Source organism: Mesorhizobium sp. M1163 (assembly GCF_040318415.1).
GTDB lineage: Bacteria > Pseudomonadota > Alphaproteobacteria > Rhizobiales > Rhizobiaceae > Mesorhizobium.
The window spans coordinates 14719-32337 of the sequence record NZ_JAMYMF010000029.1; the positions used below are offsets into that span (position 1 = coordinate 14719).

Consider the following 17619-nt stretch of genomic DNA (forward strand, 5'->3'; position numbering starts at 1 on the left):
AAGCGCGACGGGGCAAGTCAACTGCGGCATACGCTATGACCAACGAGTTGGGCGACATCGGATTCGGCTATCGGCCGCGCGCGGCCTATGCCAGCGACCCGGCGAAGTCGCGCGGCCGGCTGTTCGACGAGGTGGAAAGCCCGACGCGCACGCCGTTCCAGCGCGACCGCGACCGCATCATCCATTCGACGGCGTTCCGCCGGCTGAAGCACAAGACGCAAGTGTTCGTCGCACACGAAGGCGACCATTACCGCACAAGGCTGACGCATTCGATCGAGGTGGCGCAAATTGCACGCGCTCTGGCGCGGGCACTGCGCGGCGACGAGGACCTGGCCGAGGCGGTGGCCCTGGTGCACGACTTCGGCCACACACCCTTCGGCCATACCGGCGAGGACGCGCTGAACGAGAAGATGGCCGCCTGGGGCGGCTTCGACCACAATGCGCAATCGCTGCGCGTGGTGACGCGGCTGGAGCGGCGCTATGCCGAGTTCGATGGGCTGAACCTCACCTGGGAAACGCTGGAGGGGCTGGTCAAGCACAATGGGCCACTGACCGATGCCAAGGGCAAAGGGCTGAAGGGGCCGGTGCCGCAGGCGATCCGCGACTATTCCGAACTGCACGACCTCGAGCTCGACCGCTTCGCCGGTATCGAGGCGCAGTGCGCGGCGATTGCCGACGACATCGCCTACAACACCCATGACATCGACGACGGGCTGAGGGCAGGGCTGCTGACGCTGGACATGCTGGAGGACCTCTCGCTGCCGGGGTCGATCCTCAAGGGGGTGCGTGAGCGCTATCCGGCGCTCGATGACGTACGCACCGGCCACGAGCTGATGCGCCGGCAGATCACTATCATGGTCGAGGACGTGATCGTCTCGACGACGGCCAATCTGGCGCGCATCAAGCCCGACAGCGCCGAGGCGGTAAGGGCGGCCGGCGAGACGATGGTGAGCTTCTCCGCCAAGACGGCCGTATCGGAAAAGGAGCTGAAGGCCTTTCTCTACAAGCATCTCTATCGGCACGCGGAGGTCATGCGGGTGCGCGCCGACGCCGACCAGATCGTCAGGGACCTGTTCGACGTCTATTTCGCCGATCCGCGCGCCATGCCGGACGGCTGGCGCGAAGGGCTCGATCGGGCGGAGGATCGCGTCAAGGCGCGCAGTGTTGCCGATTTCCTGGCTGGCATGACGGACACTTATGCACTCAAGGAACACAGGCGTTTGTTTGACCATACGCCGGATTTGAGCTAGGGCGGGCGCGATTTTGCCGGCCAACGAGCCGGATCCCTGCAAAACCGTCAGAGCCATAGCAATGAACATCTTCGCCGATTTCAACGCGCGAATCATAAAGGCCGTCGAAGCGCTTGATTTGAAAGACAAGGATGGCGTGCCGCCGGATCTGTCGCGCATCGCCGTCGAGCCGCCGCGCGATGCCAGCCATGGCGATCTCGCCACCAACGCTGCCATGGTGTTGGCCAAGCCGACCGGCCAGAACCCGCGCGCGCTGGCCGAAAGGCTGGCCGAGGCGCTGCGCGCCGACGAGGATATCGCGGCCGCCGAGATCGCCGGTCCGGGCTTCGTCAATCTCAGACTCAAGGACGGCTTCTGGCAGGCGCATCTGACGGCGCTGCTCGGCGAAGGCCGCAATTACGGCCGCTCGACTGTCGGCGGCGGCAAGAAAACCAATGTCGAATATGTCTCGGCCAACCCGACCGGGCCGATGCATGTCGGCCATTGCCGGGGTGCCGTGGTCGGCGACGCGCTCGCCAACCTGATGGCCTTCGCCGGTTACGACGTGACCAAGGAATATGTCATCAACGATGCCGGTTCGCAGATCGACGTGCTCGGACGCTCGGTCATGCTGCGCTACCGCGAGGCGCTTGGCGATGAGATCGGCGAGATTCCGGCCGGGCTTTATCCAGGCGACTATCTGATCCCCGTTGGTCAGGCGTTGGCCAGCGAATTCGGCCGCTCCCTACTGCAGATGCCGGACGAGGAGGCACTTGCCATCGTCAAGGACAGGACGATCGACGCGATGATGGCGATGATCCGCGAGGATCTGGCGCTGCTCAACGTGCATCACGACGTCTTCTTTTCCGAGCGGACGCTGCATGCCAACAATGCGAAGAAGATCCGCTCGGCGATCAGCGACCTGACGCTGAAGGGCCACATCTACAAGGGCAAGCTGCCGCCGCCCAAGGGCGAGAAGCCGGACGACTGGGAGGACCGCGAGCAGACGCTGTTCCGCTCGACCGCGGTCGGCGACGACATGGACCGGGCGCTGGTCAAGTCGGACGGTACCTTCACCTATTTCGCTGCCGATGTCGCTTACCTCAAGGACAAGGTCGATCGCGGCTTCGTCGACCTGATCTATGTGCTTGGCGCCGATCATGGCGGCTATGTGAAACGGCTGGAAGCGCTTGCCCGGGCGATTGCCGGCGACGAGGTCAAGCTTACCGTGCTGCTTTGCCAGCTGGTGAGGCTGTTTCGCGCCGGCGAGCCGGTGCGCATGTCGAAGCGGTCGGGCGAGTTCGTGACCCTGCGCGAAGTGGTCGAGGAGGTCGGCCGCGACCCGATCCGCTTCATGATGCTCTACCGCAAGAACGACGCGCCGCTCGACTTCGACTTCGCCAAGGTGACCGAGCAGTCGAAGGACAATCCGGTATTCTACGTGCAGTATGCCTCGGCGCGCTGCCATTCGGTGTTCCGGCAGGCAAGCGAGCAATTGGGCGAGGCCATGTTCGACCGCAACCAGCTGGCCGCCGAAGTGGCTTTGCTGACCGATGAGGGTGAGATCGGCCTGATCAGAAAGCTTGCCGAATATCCGCGGCTGATCGAAGCCGCGGCGCTCGCGCTCGAGCCCCACCGGCTGGCATTCTACCTCTACGAACTTGCTTCCAGCTTCCACGGACACTGGAACCGGGGCACCGATAATCCCGACTTACGTTTTGTTAAGGTTAACGACCGACAATTGACGCTTGCCAGACTAGGGCTGGTGCAGGCTGTTTCGGACGTTTTGACGTCCGGCCTGACGCTGATCGGAGCCAATGCGCCCACCGAAATGCGTTAGGTTTGAGTAAAAAACCTGTCACCTTTTGCCCACATTGCGCTGGTAAGGGCCAACCCTACGCGACGTCCATGGCGTCCGAATGAGTGCGAGTTCGGGAACAATAATGGCAGACAGAACCCAGCTGAGAGCAGCCGACCACAACGACATCGCCAACGATGATCCGTTCGCGGAACTGACCAGGATCATGGGGTTCGACCCGCGCCAGCCGGTCAAACCGCAAACGCCGGCCCAGCCGAAAACCGCTGCCGTCGAGCCGCCGGAGGGCGAGGCCGATTTCGACATCGATCTCGAGAAGGAGTTGATGGGCGAGTTCGGCGCCGACGCCAATGACAATGCTTCCCCTGTCGAGCTTCGCGAGCCGGCATCCGAACCGGCTACCACGGATGAGATGGAGGACGCGCTTGCCGCCTCGTTCGAACAGGATTTCGCGTTCGACGACAGTGCGGTGGATGATGCTGCTCCTGTTGCGGCCGCTCCTGTTGCCGCCGACGAAATTGCCTCCGGCCCCGAAAGGTCGTTCGCTCCCGCTGTCGAGCCGGAGTTCGACGACGAGTTCGATAACGCCGTCGCCGGCTCGCTCGAAGACGTGTCGCCGTTCGAGGACGACTTGTCGAGTGACGACGAACTTGCCGGCCCTGTCGACCAGGATTTTCGGCTCGACGACGATGTGACGGGCAAGATCGGGGCGACGGGCGAGGACGGACCTAGGGCCGCAGCCGATGCATACGCGCCGGTCGACGAGCCCGCCTTCGACGACGAGCCTGCCTTCGACAATGAGTTCGACAACGCCGTGGCCAACTCGCTCGAAGACGAGCTGATGCTCGAAGAGCATGAGCCGATGGAGCAGGCCGTCGCCGTTGAAACCGCGGCGCAAGCCGCCGAGCCTGCGTTCGATGACGAGTTCGACGATGCCGTTGCAAGCTCGCTCGAAGACGAGCTGATGGTCGACGAGCATGAGCCGGCGGAAACCGTCGCCGCCCCGGCATCGCCGGTTGAGGCGGTTTCGGACGATGAGAATTTTGCCGGCCATTTCGATGATGCCATGGCCGATGTCGACATGGACTTAGACGTTCGCCCGAACGAGCCTGCCGAAATCGAAGAACCAGAGGCCGCCCGGCTTTCCGGCACGGCTGCTGAAGCGGCGTTCGACGACCATTTCGATCTGAGCCTCGACGATGCGCTTGCGGAGGACGTCGAAGAGCCCGTGGCGCAGGTTGCGGCCGAACCAGTGGCGCCGGCCGCTGTCGTCCCGACAGCCCCAGTGGCTGAGGAACGCAGCCTGGAAGACGAGCTGAACGCGCTGCTGGGTGCAATGAGCACACGGCCGGCACAAGCGGCCAACGAACCTCAGACAAGCCAGCAGCCTGCCCAGAAGCCTGTGATGGCTGCTGCTCAGCAGCCCGTGGCGCCCGCAATTCAGGAGCCAGCAGTGGCCGCTGAACAGCCCATGGTGGCGGCTGAAGACGTCACCAACGAACCGGTGCATCCTGTCGACGAGCTGGATTGGGAACTCGACGAGCACGAGCCCGCTGAGCCGCAGCAGTCCAGTGCCGCCGATGACGCCGATCTTGGCAGTGTCCTCTTGGATGAGCTTGAAGGCGAGGATTTCGGCGCTGAAGCCGCTGCCGGACCTGCGGATGATTTGGACAACGACGCGCTCGATGCCGACTTCGCCAGGAATATCGGCCTGGATCATGACTCGGCCGACAAGAGTGCCGCAGCTGCTTCCGAAGAAGATCCGCTCGATGCGCTGAACTGGCTGACGACACGCGCCACGCCGCCCGAGCCGGCCCGCTCGTGGAGCCGCGTGACGCCGGTCGCCCAGCCTCAGCCCGCTTTTGCAAGCCAGCCGGTGGCTTCGGCGCGTCCGGCACCACCGCCGCAGCCGGCTGCAACGCCGTCCTATCGGGCCGCACCGGTCGAAGAGGCGCCGTCCTATGAAGGCCAGGCATCCCGTGAAGAGAGGCCGTCCTATGAAGATCGGCCCGCCTACACGGAAGCTGCACCAACTTCGCATCAACAACCTTCCGCGTATGACGAGATGCCCGATGTCGAGACGGTCGACGTGCCCGAGCGCGTCGTGGCGCTGGCGGACGATCTCGACATTCCGGAGCTCAACTTCGACGATGACGAGCCGGTGGCGCCCGCCTACGACGATCTTGATGCCGATTTTGCCAGCCTTCTCACCGAAATGAATGCCACGGATATAGCGCCTGCCCCGGTGCGCAGTGCTGGCTATGACGATGAATACGATGCGGGCTTTGCGTCTGGTTATAAGCAAGATCGTGGCGAGACGCGCGCCTATGGCGCCAAGCCTGCGGAAGCCCCCGTCAGCGCGGCGGCCGCTTCCTATGCCGATGCAGCGGACGGTTTCGATCTGGGCCCATTGCCCGGTGGCCAGCCGGTTTCGCAAGCCGACGATTTCACCTTCGATGAGCTCGACTACGATCCCGAACTGGACGACGAGATGTCGGTCCCGGGCCTCGCCGAACGCGAGGCCGAAAGGCGGCCGCGCAGGCGCGGGCTGCTGATAGGAGCGATAGTCGGCGCGGTGGCGATCGCCGGAGGCCTTGGCGCCTTTGCGTTGACCCTCGGCGGCAAGAGCGACGGCGATGCGCCGGTTATCGTCAAGGCCGACAACAGGCCGATCAAGATCAAGCCGGAAAATCCAGGCGGCGCCGTCGTGCCGAACCAGGACAACAAGGTCTATGACGCTGTGGTCAAGGGCGCCAAGCCCGCCGAGCCCGTTCAGCAGAAGCTGGTCACCAACACCGAAGAGCCTGTGGACCTGAAAGCCAACGAACCGGAGAGCCGCGTCGTCGATCTTTCGCCCAATGACCCCGACGCCGCGGACGATCTCGACGCGCCCGGCACAGTGGCGTCCGACACCAACGCCTCTGGTATCAACGCGCCTGATACCAACGCGCCTGACACCGATGCGCTTGGCGCCAATGCCGCTGGCGGTACCGAAACTGCCGCCGCACCGGCGCCCAAGTCCGAGGATCGCATCGCGCAGGTTCTGCAGGAGGCCGAGAAGGGTGCCAACCCCGAGATCGTCGCCGTTGCGCCGCGCAAGGTACGGACCATGGTCGTGAAACCTGACGGCTCGCTGGTGGCGCGCGAGGATCCGGCGCCTGCCGCCCCGCAGATGGCTGCTGCCGAGCCGGCAGATCCGGCGCCGCAGCACGTGGCTCCGTCGGCCCAGGCCGACGCCGCCGCGCAGACTGGCACCGTGCCCCTGATCGAGCAGATGACAAGTGATCCGAAGATTGGCGATCAGAAGATTGGTGACCAGCCGAGTGGCGATCAGGCGAGTGGCGATCAGGCCGAAACCACCAAGCTGCAGCCGGCGCTCAAGCCCGACACCAAGGCCGAAGCCAAGGCCCAGCCCTCAGCCAGCAAGCAGTCCGCCAACACCCCGGCCACGGTCCCAGTGGCGCCGCAGCGTCCGTCCGACCAGCCGGTCGACGTAGTCGGCGAAGTCAAGCCCGATCAGGTTGCTTCCATCGATCCGGCCGCGGCCGGCGCTGGTTCGTGGTCGATACAGATCGCTTCGCAGCCGACAGTCGAAAGCGCCCAGTCGACTTATCAGGATCTGCAGCGCCGCTACGGCAGCGTGCTTTCCGGCCGCACCGCCAACATCGTCAAGGCCGAAATTGCCGGCAAGGGCACCTTCTACCGCGTCCGCGTTCCAGCGCAGTCGCGCAACGAGGCGATCAAACTGTGCACCAGCTACAAGGCTGCCGGCGGCAATTGCTTCGTGTCCCACTAGCGGCACCAAAAACCTCTCGAAAAGCCGGCGCTCGCGCCGGCTTTTTTGCGTGAACGGAAATCCCTGGAGGCAATTGCGGGCGATTCCCTTTGTCGGCGCGAAGCTCTAAACTGTTCCGCATGACCGAATCAAAATCCATGATCCTCGGCTGCGCCGGGAAATCACTGACCCGCGACGAGATCCGTTTCTACCGCAACGAATGCCCGTGGGGTTTCATCCTGTTTGCGCGCAATATCGGCGAGACCGAGCAGATCCGCGATCTGGTCGCCGCTATGCGCGACTGCGTCGGGCGTGCGGACGCGCCGGTGTTCATCGACCAGGAGGGCGGCCGGGTGCAGCGCCTGCGGCCGCCGCTGGCGCCGAACTATCCGGCTGCCGGCGCACTCGGCGCCTTATGGCGCGACGACCATGACGCCGGCACCCGTGCCGCCTGGCTGATGGCGCGGCTGCATGCCTTCGATCTGCTGCGCTACGGCATCACGGCGGATTGCCTGCCGGTGCTCGACGTGCCGATCGAGGGCGCCAGCGACGTCATCGGCGCACGCGCCTATGGCAAGGAGCCGCGCGCCGTCATCGAATTGGGTCGCGCCGCGGCGGAAGGCCTGATGGCGGGCGGCGTGCTGCCGGTGATGAAGCATATTCCCGGCCATGGAAGGGCCTTCGCCGACACGCATTTCGAACTGCCGACCGTCGACGCCTCGATCGGCGACCTGCAGCGGCATGATTTTGCCCCGTTCAGGGAGCTCAACCATTTGCCGATGGCGATGACGGCGCATGTCGTCTATAGCGCGATCGACCCGAAGAACCCGGCCACGACATCCGGCAAGGTCATCGAAAAGATCATCCGCGGCGAAATCGGCTTCGACGGCCTGTTGATGAGCGACGACACCTCGATGAAGGCACTTTCTGGGGATTTCCCGTCAAAGGCGGCCGCTATCCTTGCGGCGGGCTGCGATCTGGTCCTTCACTGCAACGGCGTGTTTGAGGAGATGGCCGGCATTGCATCGCGAACGACCGGACTTGAAGGCAAGTCGTTTGACCGCGCGGAGCGGGCGCTGACCTATATCAGGAACCGTGACGTAGCGGACGAGACCGAGATTCGGGCCGAATTTGCCAGTTATTTCGACGCGGTGGCCTAGCATCAGAGGAAGCGAAGTGGCGGAAACATTGGACCTGAAGGCCGGCAAGGCCGCACCGATGGACCGTCTGTGGGCCGAGAACGACGATTCCCGGTTGACCGGCGATCCCGCTTTGGTCGTCGATGTGGCCGGTTTCGAAGGTCCGCTCGATCTTCTGCTGCATCTTGCCCGCAACCAGAAGGTCGACCTGTCGCGCATCTCGATCCTGGCGCTGGCCGAACAATATCTGGCCTTCGTCGAGAAGGTGAGGGCGCTGCGGCTGGAGCTTGCCGCCGACTATCTGGTGATGGCGGCATGGCTGGCCTTCCTCAAGTCGAAGCTCCTGATCCCCAAGCAGCCCGGCGACGAAGGCGAAAGCGGCGAGGAACTGGCGGCAGTGCTGCAGTTCCGGCTGAAGCGGCTGGAGGCGATGCGCGACGCGGCGGCACGGCTGGTCAACCGCAACCGGCTCGGACGCGACGTGTTTGCGCGCGGCATGCCGGAAATGGTCATCATCGAGAAGCGAAATGCCTATTCGGCCTCGCTCTACGATTTGTTGGCCGCCTATGCCCAGCAGCGCCAAAAGCAGGCGATCACCAATGTGACGATCGCCAGGCGCGGCGTGTGGTCGCTCAAGGATGCGCGCGACGTGCTGATCAGGCTGATCGGGTCGCTGCGCGACTGGACGGCGCTCGACAGTTTCCTGGTCGAATATCTGGCCGGCCCGGAAGAGCGGCGCACCGCTGTCGCCAGCTCGTTTGCCGCAACGCTGGAACTGGTGCGCGAAGGCAAGATGGAGATGCGGCAGGACCAGGTGTTCGCGCCGCTTTATCTGCGCGGCCGCGCTCAAGCCATCAAGATAGTCGAGGTGACACCATGAGCGAACGCGCCAACGCTTCGGTCATTCCGTTCAAGGTCGAGGACGACGCCGAGCAAGGCGCGGTTGCCGAGAACCCGGCACAAAACCAGGGGCAGAATTTGTCGCAGAATCCCGGCGAGCGGCTGCATATGGCGGAGGCCGTACGGATGGCCGAGGCGATCGTATTCGCCAGCGCCGAGCCGGTCAGCGAAAAACAGCTCACTTCGCGGCTGCCCGACGGCATCAACATTGCCGCGGCGATGGCCGAACTGCAGCAGATCTATGCGCGGCGCGGCGTCAATCTGGTGCGCGTCGGCGATGCCTGGGCCTTCCGCACCGCCGGCGACCTCGCCTTCCTGATGAGCCGCGACACGGTGCAGCAGCGCAAGCTGTCCCGCGCTGCCCTCGAAGTGCTGGCGATCATCGCCTACCACCAGCCGGTGACGCGCGCCGAGATCGAGGACATCCGCGGCGTCGAGACGTCAAAGGGGACGCTCGACACGCTGATGGAGACGGAATGGGTGAGAATGCGCGGCCGGCGCCGCACGCCCGGCCGTCCCGTCACCTACGGCACGACGGACATTTTTCTCGACCATTTCGCACTGGAGGAGATCCGCGATCTCCCCGGCATGGAGGAATTGAAGGGTGCAGGATTGCTGTCCGGCCGCATGCCGTCGAATTTCTCGGTGCCGCTGCCGCCGGCCGACCCCGATGCGCTCACCGACGACGAGGATCCGCTGACCGACATCGACCTCGAGGAACTCGGCCTTTTGACGCCGCGCGTCACGGACGATTGAGCCGAGCGCCATCTTTAAGCCACAGCCAGGATGGAACTGCGCCGATTGGTAGCGGGCCGCCGTGCCGAAAGTGCGTGACTTCGGCCACTCATTCATGAACTCTGTCGCAGTTCTGTTTGAATCCGAACCCGAAAGCGCATAGATCAGCGTCTGGGAAACCGTTCGAGAGAGATTTGCTATGGGTTCATTTTCGATTTGGCACTGGATGATCGTTCTGGTGATCGTGCTGCTGGTCTTCGGCCGCGGCAAGATCCCCGAGCTGATGGGCGACATGGCCAAGGGCATCAAGAGCTTCAAGAAGGGCATGGCCGACGACGAGACTGCCGAGGACAAGCGCACCGTCGAACACCGTTCCGACGAGACCGTGTCGGTACCGAAGGAAAAGGCCAGCAAAAGCTGAGCCCAAAACTTTGGTTGGCCAAAACTTGAGTCGGCCTGAAACTTGAGTCGGAACGTATAGCCATGTTCGAAGTCGGCTGGACCGAGATGCTGGTGATCGCGATCGTCATGATCGTGGTCGTCGGGCCCAAGGATTTGCCCAACATGCTGCGCACCTTCGGCCGCACAACGGCGAAGCTGCGCGCCATGGCGTCGGATTTCCAGCGGCAGTTCAACGACGCACTGAAGGAAGCCGAACTCGACGACGTCAAGAAGTCGGTCGATTCGCTGAGAAGCCTCAATCCGGCAGCCGAGATCAGGAAGCAGCTCAATCCATTCGAGCAGGCCGCCGCCGACGTCCGTTCCGGCGTCGATGCCGTGATGAAACCCAAGCCGGCGGTCGAGGCCGCCTCGACAGAGCAGGCAGCCGAGCCGCTGAAGAACGGCGCGACGACGATGCCGGGCGTCAGCCCGCCGGAGCCGACGCCGGCCACGCCGATCTTTCCGGCGATGACGGACGAGTCCGTCGTGGCGCCGGCAGTAGAGGCGCAAACGACTGCAGCGGCCGTGCCGCAAAAAGCGCCGGCGGCAAAGAAGAAGCCGGCGCCCGCGAAAGCCGCGGCTGCCGTGCCGGCCAAGCCGGCAAAGGCCGCTGCGCCAAAGGTCGCCACAAAAGCTGAGCCGAAAGCGCAGTCATCAGCAGCGAAGAAGCCGGCGGCAGCAGCGAAGAAGCCTGCGGCAGCAACGAAGAAGCCGGCCGCCACGAAAACGGCGGGAGCCGCCAAGTGAGCACTTCGGACACGGAAAAGGACGAGATCGAAAAATCGTCGGCTCCGCTGATGGAGCACCTGATCGAGTTGCGCCGGCGGCTGATGTGGTCGATCGGCGGTTTTTTCGTTGCTTTTCTTGTGTGCTTCTTCTTCGCCAAGAAGCTGTTCAACCTGTTGGTGATCCCGTTCAGATGGGCGACCCAATGGGCCGGGCTCGATCCGCACAAGGTCGAGCTGATCTATACGGCGCCGCAGGAGTTCTTCTTTACCCAGGTCAAGCTCGCCATGTTCGGCGGCATGGTCATCGCTTTTCCGTTGATCGCCACGCAGATCTACAAATTCATCGCGCCCGGCCTCTACAAGAACGAGCGCAATGCTTTCCTGCCGTTCCTGATCGCCTCGCCGATCCTGTTTCTGATGGGCGCGTCGCTGGTCTATTTCTTCTTTACGCCGATGGTGATGTGGTTCTTCCTCGCCATGCAGCAGACCGGCACCAACGACCAGGTGCAGATTTCGCTGCTGCCGAAAGTGTCCGAATATCTCAGCCTGATCATGACGCTGATCTTCTCCTTCGGCCTGGTGTTCCAGTTGCCGGTGGTGACAAGCCTGATGACGCGGGTCGGCATGCTGTCGTCGCAAGGGTTGGCCGAGAAGCGCAAATGGGCGATCGTCATCGCCTTCGTCGTGGCGGCGGTGCTGACGCCGCCCGACCCGATGAGCCAGATCGGCCTCGCAATTCCGACGATCCTGCTCTACGAGGTCTCGATCTGGTCGGCTCGCTTGATCGAGCGCAGCAAGGAGCGCGACCGTGTCGCCCGCGAAAAGCAGGACGCCACGGAAGAGGTGGCCGAAAAGCCGGCGGACGCGTCGTCGACGTAGGTGGGGTTACTGGCTGGCATCTTTCTTCCGGCCGCAGCAACTTTGTTCTTGCTTTGTGCCGGCAGCTATGCTACTAATCTGGGTATGGTGCTGATTCGGCGCCGACGACCCGCCCTCTGAGGCGGGTTTTTGTTTCAGGTTCCTTTCGACCAAATGTTGCGAGTGCTGCCTACCTGAGGTCGGCGGGACAGCGCCCCCCTCTGTCCTGCCGGACATCTCCCCCACTTGGGGGGAGATCGGCAGCTTGGGCGACGGCTTGCTTTTTCAGCGCCGGAGATTGGCGAAAGCCGCTATGACGGCCAATCTCCCCACTCGTGGGGGAGATGTCCGGCAGGACAGAGGGGGGCGTGAAGAAACGCCAGGCTTTACATCTTGCATCGATCAGGGATGCGGTTTACGCCCTCTGGTCTTTGTTTTGGGCATTTCGTTGTCCCGAAACCGCTGCGCCGAGGACGAACAGACCATGCTTGACATCAAATGGATTCGCGACAACCCGAAGACCCTTGTAGAGGCGCTTCAGAAGCGCTCGTGGTCGGCCGGGGAGGCGCAGTCCACGGTCGACGATCTGATCGCCGCGGATGAGGCGCGGCGCGAGCATCTGACCGAGCTGCAGACCAGGCAGGAACGCCGCAACGCCGCATCGAAGGAGATCGGCAATGCCATGCGCTCGGGCGATGCCGCCCTTGCCGAACGGCTGAAGGCTGAGGTCGGCGAGATCAAGGCCTTCATCCAGAACGGCGAGGCGCGCGAGCGCGAGCTCGACAAGGCGCTGAACGATGCATTGGCGGTGCTGCCAAACGTGCCGTTGGACGACGTACCGGTCGGCAAGGACGAGCACGACAACGTCGTCAAGCGCGTCGTCGGCAAGCTGCCGACGCGGCCGAACTGGGTGAAGGAGCATTTCGAGATCGGCGAAGCGCTCGGCATGATGGATTTCGAGCGGGCCGCGAAGCTTTCCGGCTCGCGCTTCACCGTGCTCAAAAGCGGCCTGGCGCGGATGGAACGCGCGCTCGGCCAGTTCATGCTGGATCTGCACACCACCGAGCACGGCTATGTGGAAATCCAGCCGCCGCTGATGGTGCGCGACGAGGTGCTTTTCGGGACCGGGCAACTGCCGAAATTCGAGGAGGATTCATTCTTCGTTCGGCATGGGGACGGCAGGCTCGGCCTAATACCAACCGCCGAAGTGCCGCTCACCAATCTCGTTCGCGAGGAGATCACGCCGCATGAAAAACTGCCGCTGCGCTATACCGCGCTGACGCCGTGCTTCCGCTCGGAGGCGGGCTCGGCAGGGCGTGACACGCGCGGCATGCTGCGCCAGCACCAGTTCTACAAGGTCGAACTGGTGTCGATCACCGACCAGGACTCGTCGGTTGCCGAGCACGAGCGGATGACCGAATGCGCCGAGGAGGTGCTGAAGCGGCTCGGCCTGCCGTTCCGCACCATGACGCTGTGCACCGGCGACATGGGCTTTGGCGCGCGCAAGACTTACGACATCGAGGTCTGGCTGCCCGGCCAGAATGCCTATCGCGAAATCTCGTCGTGCTCGGTATGCGGCGATTTCCAGGCGCGGCGCATGGACGCCCGCTACAAGGACAAGGATGGCAAGGGCAACCGCTTCGTCCACACGCTGAACGGTTCGGGCACCGCCGTCGGCCGCGCTCTTATCGCCGTCATCGAAAATTACCAGAACGAGGACGGCAGCGTAACCATTCCTGAAGCGCTTCGGCCTTACATGGGCGGTCTGGAAAAGATCGAATCGAAATAATGCGCATCCTCCTGACCAACGACGACGGCATCCATGCCGAGGGCCTTGCATCACTCGAACGCATCGCCCGCACGCTGTCGGACGACGTCTGGGTGGTGGCGCCGGAACAGGACCAGTCCGGCTATGCGCATTCGCTGTCGATCTCGGAGCCGCTGCGGCTCAGGAAAATCGGCGAAAAGCACTTTGCTGTGCGCGGCACGCCGACCGACTGCGTCATCATGGGCGTGAAAAAGATCCTGCCCGAAGCGCCCGACCTGATCCTGTCCGGCGTCAATTCCGGCGCCAACATCGCCGACGACGTCACCTATTCGGGCACGGTCGCCGGCGCCATGGAAGGCGCGCTGCTCGGCGTGCGATCGATCGCCATCAGCCAGGCCTATTCCTATGTCGGCGAGGACCGCGTCGTTCCCTACGAGACCACCGAGGCGCTGGCGCCGGCGCTGCTCGAAAAGCTCGTCGCCATGCCGTTGCCAGACGGCGTGCTGCTCAACGTCAATTTTCCGAATTGCGCGCCGGAAGAAATCGCCGGAACTGTGGTCACTTCGCAGGGCAAGCTGGTCCACAGCCTGTGGGTCGACGAGCGGCGCGACGGGCGCGGCCTGCCTTACTACTGGCTGCGCTTCGGCCGCGAGCCAGTCGAGGGCAAGCAAGGCAGCGACCTCCATGCCTTGCGCAATCGGATGGTGTCGGTGACACCGCTGCAGCTCGATCTCACCGCGCATGAAATCCGCGATCAACTGGCCAAGGCGCTCGCATGAACTTGAATCACGCTGCAACGTTCGACGAACGCGAAGGTTTCGCTGCCTTCCTGCTTCGCCTGCGCGGCAGGGGCACGGTGCCGAAGGCGCTGATCGCCGCCTTCGAGGCGACGCCGCGGCGCGGCTTCCTGTCTCCGCATTTCCACTCGATTGCCTGGTCCGACCGTATGCTGCCAATCGAATGCGGCGAGGCCATCGAAGGCGCCGACCTGCAGGCGGCGGTGATCGCGGCACTTGCCATCGAACCGGGCAACCGCGTGCTCGAGATCGGCACCGGGTCCGGCTACACGGCGGCGGTGATGTCGCGGCTTGCCGCGCGGATCGTCACCATCGACCGTTACAAGACGCTGGCCGAACAGGCCCGGCAGCGTCTCGAGGCACTCGCCATCGGCAACGTCATCGTGCGCCAGGCGGACGGTTCCAACGGGCTGGCCAACGAAGCGCCGTTCGACCGCATCGTCGCCTGGGCGGCCTTCGACAGCCTGCCGCGTTTCCTGCTCGACCAATTGTCGAGCGGCGGCATCGTCATTGCGCCCATCGGACCCGACGAGGGCGAGCAGGTGCTGGCCAAGCTGACCAAGGTCGGCAGCCGCTTCGAACGCGAGGATATCGGCCTGGTGCGTCTGCAGCCGATCCTGCGCAGTGTCGCGGCGGTCATCTAGGGTGTGTCGATATTCAGGTGAGGCCGGCCTGCAAATTGCGGCTTCCTCCGCTTCCGGTGCTCACGTACTCAAATGTACGCTCCGCTCCGGTTCTCGGAATCCATCATTTTCGGCTCGGCCTGACCTGAATCTCAACACACCCGGCGCTCGATCCTCGAAACATTTTTAAGAAAATTTGCGTCTGATTCTACAGGTTTAACCGACCGGTAACATTAACGCGCTTTAATCAGGTTCAGTTGTACCGGGTCTGTGCGGGTTAGTGCGATGCAATTCAGTGTTTTGAAGGCAAACGGACGCAATCTGGCGCGTGGCTGCGCCGTCCTCATGATCGCAGGGGCTGCGACGGGGTGTAGTTCCCAGGTGGCGCGGTTCAACAGCGTCGACGACGTGTTCACCGCCTCGACCAACAACCAGCGCGCCATCATCGACAAGCAGGATGCTGCCCAGCCCTATCCGGGCGATGTTGCGGCCGCGCCGATCGACGGCAGCCACACCCAGTCGGTCAGCCGCTCAAGCCTCGAACCCGTTACGGCGCAGCAATTGCCGCCGCCGGCTCCCGCCCTGGCACCCGCCGCTCGCCCGGTGCGTACCGCTGCCGCGCCGGCCCTGGCGCCTGCCGCTCCTCGTGTCGACAGGACGGCAACCGGCACCGTCGCTCCTGCGGCAAGGCCGTTCAAGAACGCCGAGCCCGACGCGCCGCGCGTGGCGACGGCCGCCGGCGCACCGCATGCAACCGAGATCGTCGTCAAGGACGGTGAGACCATTTCCGGCCTGTCGCGGCGCTACGGCGTGCCGGCCGACGCCATCATGAAAGTCAACGGGCTGAGCGCGACCAAAGGGCTGAAGACCGGCCAGAAGCTCGTCATCCCGGCCTATGCGTATTCGAGCAACGGCGCCGCGCCGAAAGTCGCCGATGCCAAGCCCGCGAACGGCACCAGGCACGACCAGCCGGCCGATGCGCCAGAGACGGTGGCCGTGCTGCCGCAGCAGCCGAAGGTCAGGGAAGGCAAGTCCGCCGCGCAGGTGGATGCCTCGGCTGCCGCAAGCCAGCCGAAGGATGGAAAGGCCGCGCCAAAAACTGCTTCGGCGACGGCCAAGCCGGCCGGAGCCGGCGGCACCTACACGGTTCAGCAAGGCGATACGCTGTCCGCCATCGCCAGGAAGACCGGCGTCGGCGTCGTTGCGCTGAAGCAGGCGAACGGCATGCAGGATGGACTGCTCAAGATTGGCCAGACCCTGAAAGTGCCGGCAGGCGGAACCGCTGTCGTCGCCAGTGCGAAGCCGGCAAAGGTCGATCCGGTGACGACGGCCACCACCCAGCCGCCGGCCAAGGGCACGCCGACGCAGACGCTCGCCTCCTACACGCCGCCGAAGAAGGACGCGAAAGTCATCCAGCAGGCCGAGGACGACGATGCGGTGGCGCCGGATGCAACCGGCATCGGCAAGATGCGCTGGCCGGTGCGCGGCCGCGTGATTTCCAGCTTCGGCGGCGGCAAGGACGGCGTCGACATCGCCGTCCCTGAGGGGACGCCGGTCAAGGCAGCCGAAAACGGCGTCGTCATCTATGCCGGCGACGGCCTCAAAGAATTCGGCAACACGGTGCTGGTGCGGCACGAAAACGGTCTGGTCACCGTCTACGGCCACGCCAGCTCGATCGAGGTGCAGCGCGGCCAGAAGGTCAAGCGCGGCCAGGAAATCGCACTATCCGGCATGAGCGGCACCACCGACTCGCCGAAACTGCATTTCGAAGTGCGCAAGAACTCGGCGCCGGTCGATCCGTCGGGTTATCTCGAATAGAGAAAAATCCGATTTTGCGGGCCGCCTGACCTTCAGCCCGCCGAGGAAGTCCGCTCCGCAAGGTGCGGGCTTCTTCTGTTGCCAGTCCTTGAGCGGCTAGTCCTTGAGCGATTTTCCGAGCCGGCCTGCCAGATCCTGGGTGAACTGCCAGGCGACGCGGCCCGAACGGCTGCCGCGGGTCGTCGCCCATTCCAGCGCCTCGGCGCGCAGCGTCTCGGGATCGATGGCCAGATCATGATGGCGGACATAGCCATCGATCATGTCGAGATATTCGTCCTGCGAACATTTGTGGAAGCCAAGCCACAGGCCGAAGCGGTCCGACAGCGAAATCTTCTCCTCGACCGCTTCCGACGGGTTGATCGCGGTCGAGCGCTCATTGTCGATCATGTCGCGCGGCAACAGATGCCGCCGGTTCGAGGTGGCATAGAAGATGACGTTGGCCGGGCGGCCTTCGACGCCGCCTTCAAGTGCTGCCTTCAGCGATTTGTAGGATGTGTCGTCATGGTCGAATGACAGGTCGTCGCAAAACAAGATGAAGCGAAACGGCGCTGCCTTCAGCAGGCCCATCAGCTTCGGCAGCGTGTCGATGTCTTCGCGGTGGATCTCGATAAGCTTGAGCGGCACGTCGGGCTTCGCCGAAGCGTTGACCGAGGCGTGTACCGCCTTGACCAGCGACGATTTGCCCATGCCGCGCGCGCCCCATAACAGCACGTTGTTGGCAGCGTAGCCGGAGGCGAAGCGCTCGGTGTTGTCGACCAATATGTCGCGGACGCGGTCGACGCCGCGGATCAGGCCGATATCGACGCGGTTGACCTTGCGCACCGGTTCCAGATAGCCGGGATCGGCCTGCCAGACGAAGCAATCGGCCTCGCGGAGGTCGGTTTGAGGCACCGGCGGCGGGGCGAGGCGGGCGACCGCTTCGATCAGGCGGTCGAGCTTCTGGTGCAGGATATCGATAGGGCTGTCGGTCATCTCTTGTCTTTTTGTTTCGC

General features: G+C 63.9%; 14 protein-coding genes. 13 read left to right on the plus strand and 1 reads right to left on the minus strand.

Features of this window, described 5'->3' with window-relative positions; translation table 11 throughout:
* Nucleotides 1–35: 35 nt before the first annotated feature.
* The 13 genes from NKH43_RS24765 to NKH43_RS24825 all read left to right on the plus strand — a co-directional run bounded on the left by NKH43_RS24765 (nucleotide 36) and on the right by NKH43_RS24825 (nucleotide 16627).
* Nucleotides 36–1250 carry a deoxyguanosinetriphosphate triphosphohydrolase gene (locus NKH43_RS24765; RefSeq protein WP_352860258.1) on the plus strand — a complete coding sequence of 405 codons (1215 nt, stop codon included), beginning with the start codon at nucleotides 36–38 and terminating at the stop codon, nucleotides 1248–1250.
* A gap of 61 nt (nucleotides 1251–1311) precedes the next feature.
* Nucleotides 1312–3069 (plus strand): arginine--tRNA ligase, encoded by a 1758-nt coding sequence (gene argS / locus NKH43_RS24770; RefSeq protein WP_352860260.1) that lies wholly within the window; start codon nucleotides 1312–1314, stop codon nucleotides 3067–3069.
* Nucleotides 3070–3172: 103 nt separating this feature from the next.
* Nucleotides 3173–6841 carry an SPOR domain-containing protein gene (locus NKH43_RS24775; RefSeq protein ID WP_352860262.1) on the plus strand — a complete coding sequence of 1223 codons (3669 nt, stop codon included), beginning with the start codon at nucleotides 3173–3175 and terminating at the stop codon, nucleotides 6839–6841.
* 119 nt (nucleotides 6842–6960) lie between these two features.
* Nucleotides 6961–7980: a beta-N-acetylhexosaminidase gene (gene nagZ, locus NKH43_RS24780; protein WP_352814584.1), complete on the plus strand. Its 1020-nt coding sequence runs from the start codon at nucleotides 6961–6963 to the stop codon at nucleotides 7978–7980.
* Nucleotides 7981–8038: 58 nt separating this feature from the next.
* On the plus strand, nucleotides 8039–8839 hold the full coding sequence (locus NKH43_RS24785) for a segregation and condensation protein A (protein WP_352860309.1): 801 nt from the start codon (nucleotides 8039–8041) through the stop codon (nucleotides 8837–8839).
* Nucleotides 8836–9615: an SMC-Scp complex subunit ScpB gene (gene scpB, locus NKH43_RS24790; RefSeq protein WP_023720059.1), complete on the plus strand. Its 780-nt coding sequence runs from the start codon at nucleotides 8836–8838 to the stop codon at nucleotides 9613–9615. Before NKH43_RS24785 ends, scpB begins: the two co-directional genes overlap by 4 nt.
* 178 nt (nucleotides 9616–9793) lie before the next feature.
* On the plus strand, nucleotides 9794–10015 hold the full coding sequence (locus NKH43_RS24795; RefSeq protein WP_023678929.1) for a twin-arginine translocase TatA/TatE family subunit: 222 nt from the start codon (nucleotides 9794–9796) through the stop codon (nucleotides 10013–10015).
* A gap of 62 nt (nucleotides 10016–10077) precedes the next feature.
* Nucleotides 10078–10782 (plus strand): Sec-independent protein translocase protein TatB, encoded by a 705-nt coding sequence (gene tatB / locus NKH43_RS24800; protein WP_023720060.1) that lies wholly within the window; start codon nucleotides 10078–10080, stop codon nucleotides 10780–10782.
* The gene (gene tatC, locus NKH43_RS24805; protein ID WP_023720061.1) at nucleotides 10779–11642 is read left to right on the plus strand and encodes a twin-arginine translocase subunit TatC; all 864 of its coding nucleotides are present in this window, start codon (nucleotides 10779–10781) and stop codon (nucleotides 11640–11642) included. The genes tatB and tatC overlap by 4 nt, the downstream gene beginning before the upstream one ends.
* A gap of 463 nt (nucleotides 11643–12105) precedes the next feature.
* The gene (serS, locus tag NKH43_RS24810) at nucleotides 12106–13410 is read left to right on the plus strand and encodes a serine--tRNA ligase (RefSeq protein ID WP_352860264.1); all 1305 of its coding nucleotides are present in this window, start codon (nucleotides 12106–12108) and stop codon (nucleotides 13408–13410) included.
* A complete protein-coding gene (gene surE / locus NKH43_RS24815) occupies nucleotides 13410–14168 on the plus strand; it encodes a 5'/3'-nucleotidase SurE (protein WP_352860266.1) in 759 nt (252 codons plus the stop codon). The genes serS and surE overlap by 1 nt, the downstream gene beginning before the upstream one ends.
* Nucleotides 14165–14830, plus strand: a complete 666-nt coding sequence (locus tag NKH43_RS24820) for a protein-L-isoaspartate(D-aspartate) O-methyltransferase (RefSeq protein ID WP_031194310.1) — start codon at nucleotides 14165–14167, stop codon at nucleotides 14828–14830. Before surE ends, NKH43_RS24820 begins: the two co-directional genes overlap by 4 nt.
* Nucleotides 14831–15094: 264 nt before the next feature.
* The gene (locus NKH43_RS24825) at nucleotides 15095–16627 is read left to right on the plus strand and encodes a peptidoglycan DD-metalloendopeptidase family protein (RefSeq protein WP_352860267.1); all 1533 of its coding nucleotides are present in this window, start codon (nucleotides 15095–15097) and stop codon (nucleotides 16625–16627) included.
* 96 nt (nucleotides 16628–16723) lie between these two features.
* Here the strand turns inward: NKH43_RS24825 and NKH43_RS24830 are convergent, their stop codons facing one another.
* A complete protein-coding gene (locus NKH43_RS24830) occupies nucleotides 16724–17599 on the minus strand; it encodes an ATP-binding protein (protein ID WP_352814577.1) in 876 nt (291 codons plus the stop codon).
* Nucleotides 17600–17619 lie beyond the last annotated feature (20 nt).

Coding starts and splice junctions, on each gene's coding strand:
- nagZ (WP_352814584.1), top strand. CDS start 6,961: ATGACCGAATCAAAATCCATGATCCTCGGCTGCGCCGGGAAATCACTG.
- tatB (WP_023720060.1), top strand. CDS start 10,078: ATGTTCGAAGTCGGCTGGACCGAGATGCTGGTGATCGCGATCGTCATG.
- NKH43_RS24830 (WP_352814577.1), bottom strand. CDS start 17,599: ATGACCGACAGCCCTATCGATATCCTGCACCAGAAGCTCGACCGCCTG.
- NKH43_RS24795 (WP_023678929.1), top strand. CDS start 9,794: ATGGGTTCATTTTCGATTTGGCACTGGATGATCGTTCTGGTGATCGTG.
- argS (WP_352860260.1), top strand. CDS start 1,312: ATGAACATCTTCGCCGATTTCAACGCGCGAATCATAAAGGCCGTCGAA.
- surE (WP_352860266.1), top strand. CDS start 13,410: ATGCGCATCCTCCTGACCAACGACGACGGCATCCATGCCGAGGGCCTT.
- NKH43_RS24820 (WP_031194310.1), top strand. CDS start 14,165: ATGAACTTGAATCACGCTGCAACGTTCGACGAACGCGAAGGTTTCGCT.
- NKH43_RS24765 (WP_352860258.1), top strand. CDS start 36: ATGACCAACGAGTTGGGCGACATCGGATTCGGCTATCGGCCGCGCGCG.
- NKH43_RS24785 (WP_352860309.1), top strand. CDS start 8,039: ATGGACCGTCTGTGGGCCGAGAACGACGATTCCCGGTTGACCGGCGAT.
- NKH43_RS24775 (WP_352860262.1), top strand. CDS start 3,173: ATGGCAGACAGAACCCAGCTGAGAGCAGCCGACCACAACGACATCGCC.
- serS (WP_352860264.1), top strand. CDS start 12,106: ATGCTTGACATCAAATGGATTCGCGACAACCCGAAGACCCTTGTAGAG.
- scpB (WP_023720059.1), top strand. CDS start 8,836: ATGAGCGAACGCGCCAACGCTTCGGTCATTCCGTTCAAGGTCGAGGAC.
- NKH43_RS24825 (WP_352860267.1), top strand. CDS start 15,095: ATGCAATTCAGTGTTTTGAAGGCAAACGGACGCAATCTGGCGCGTGGC.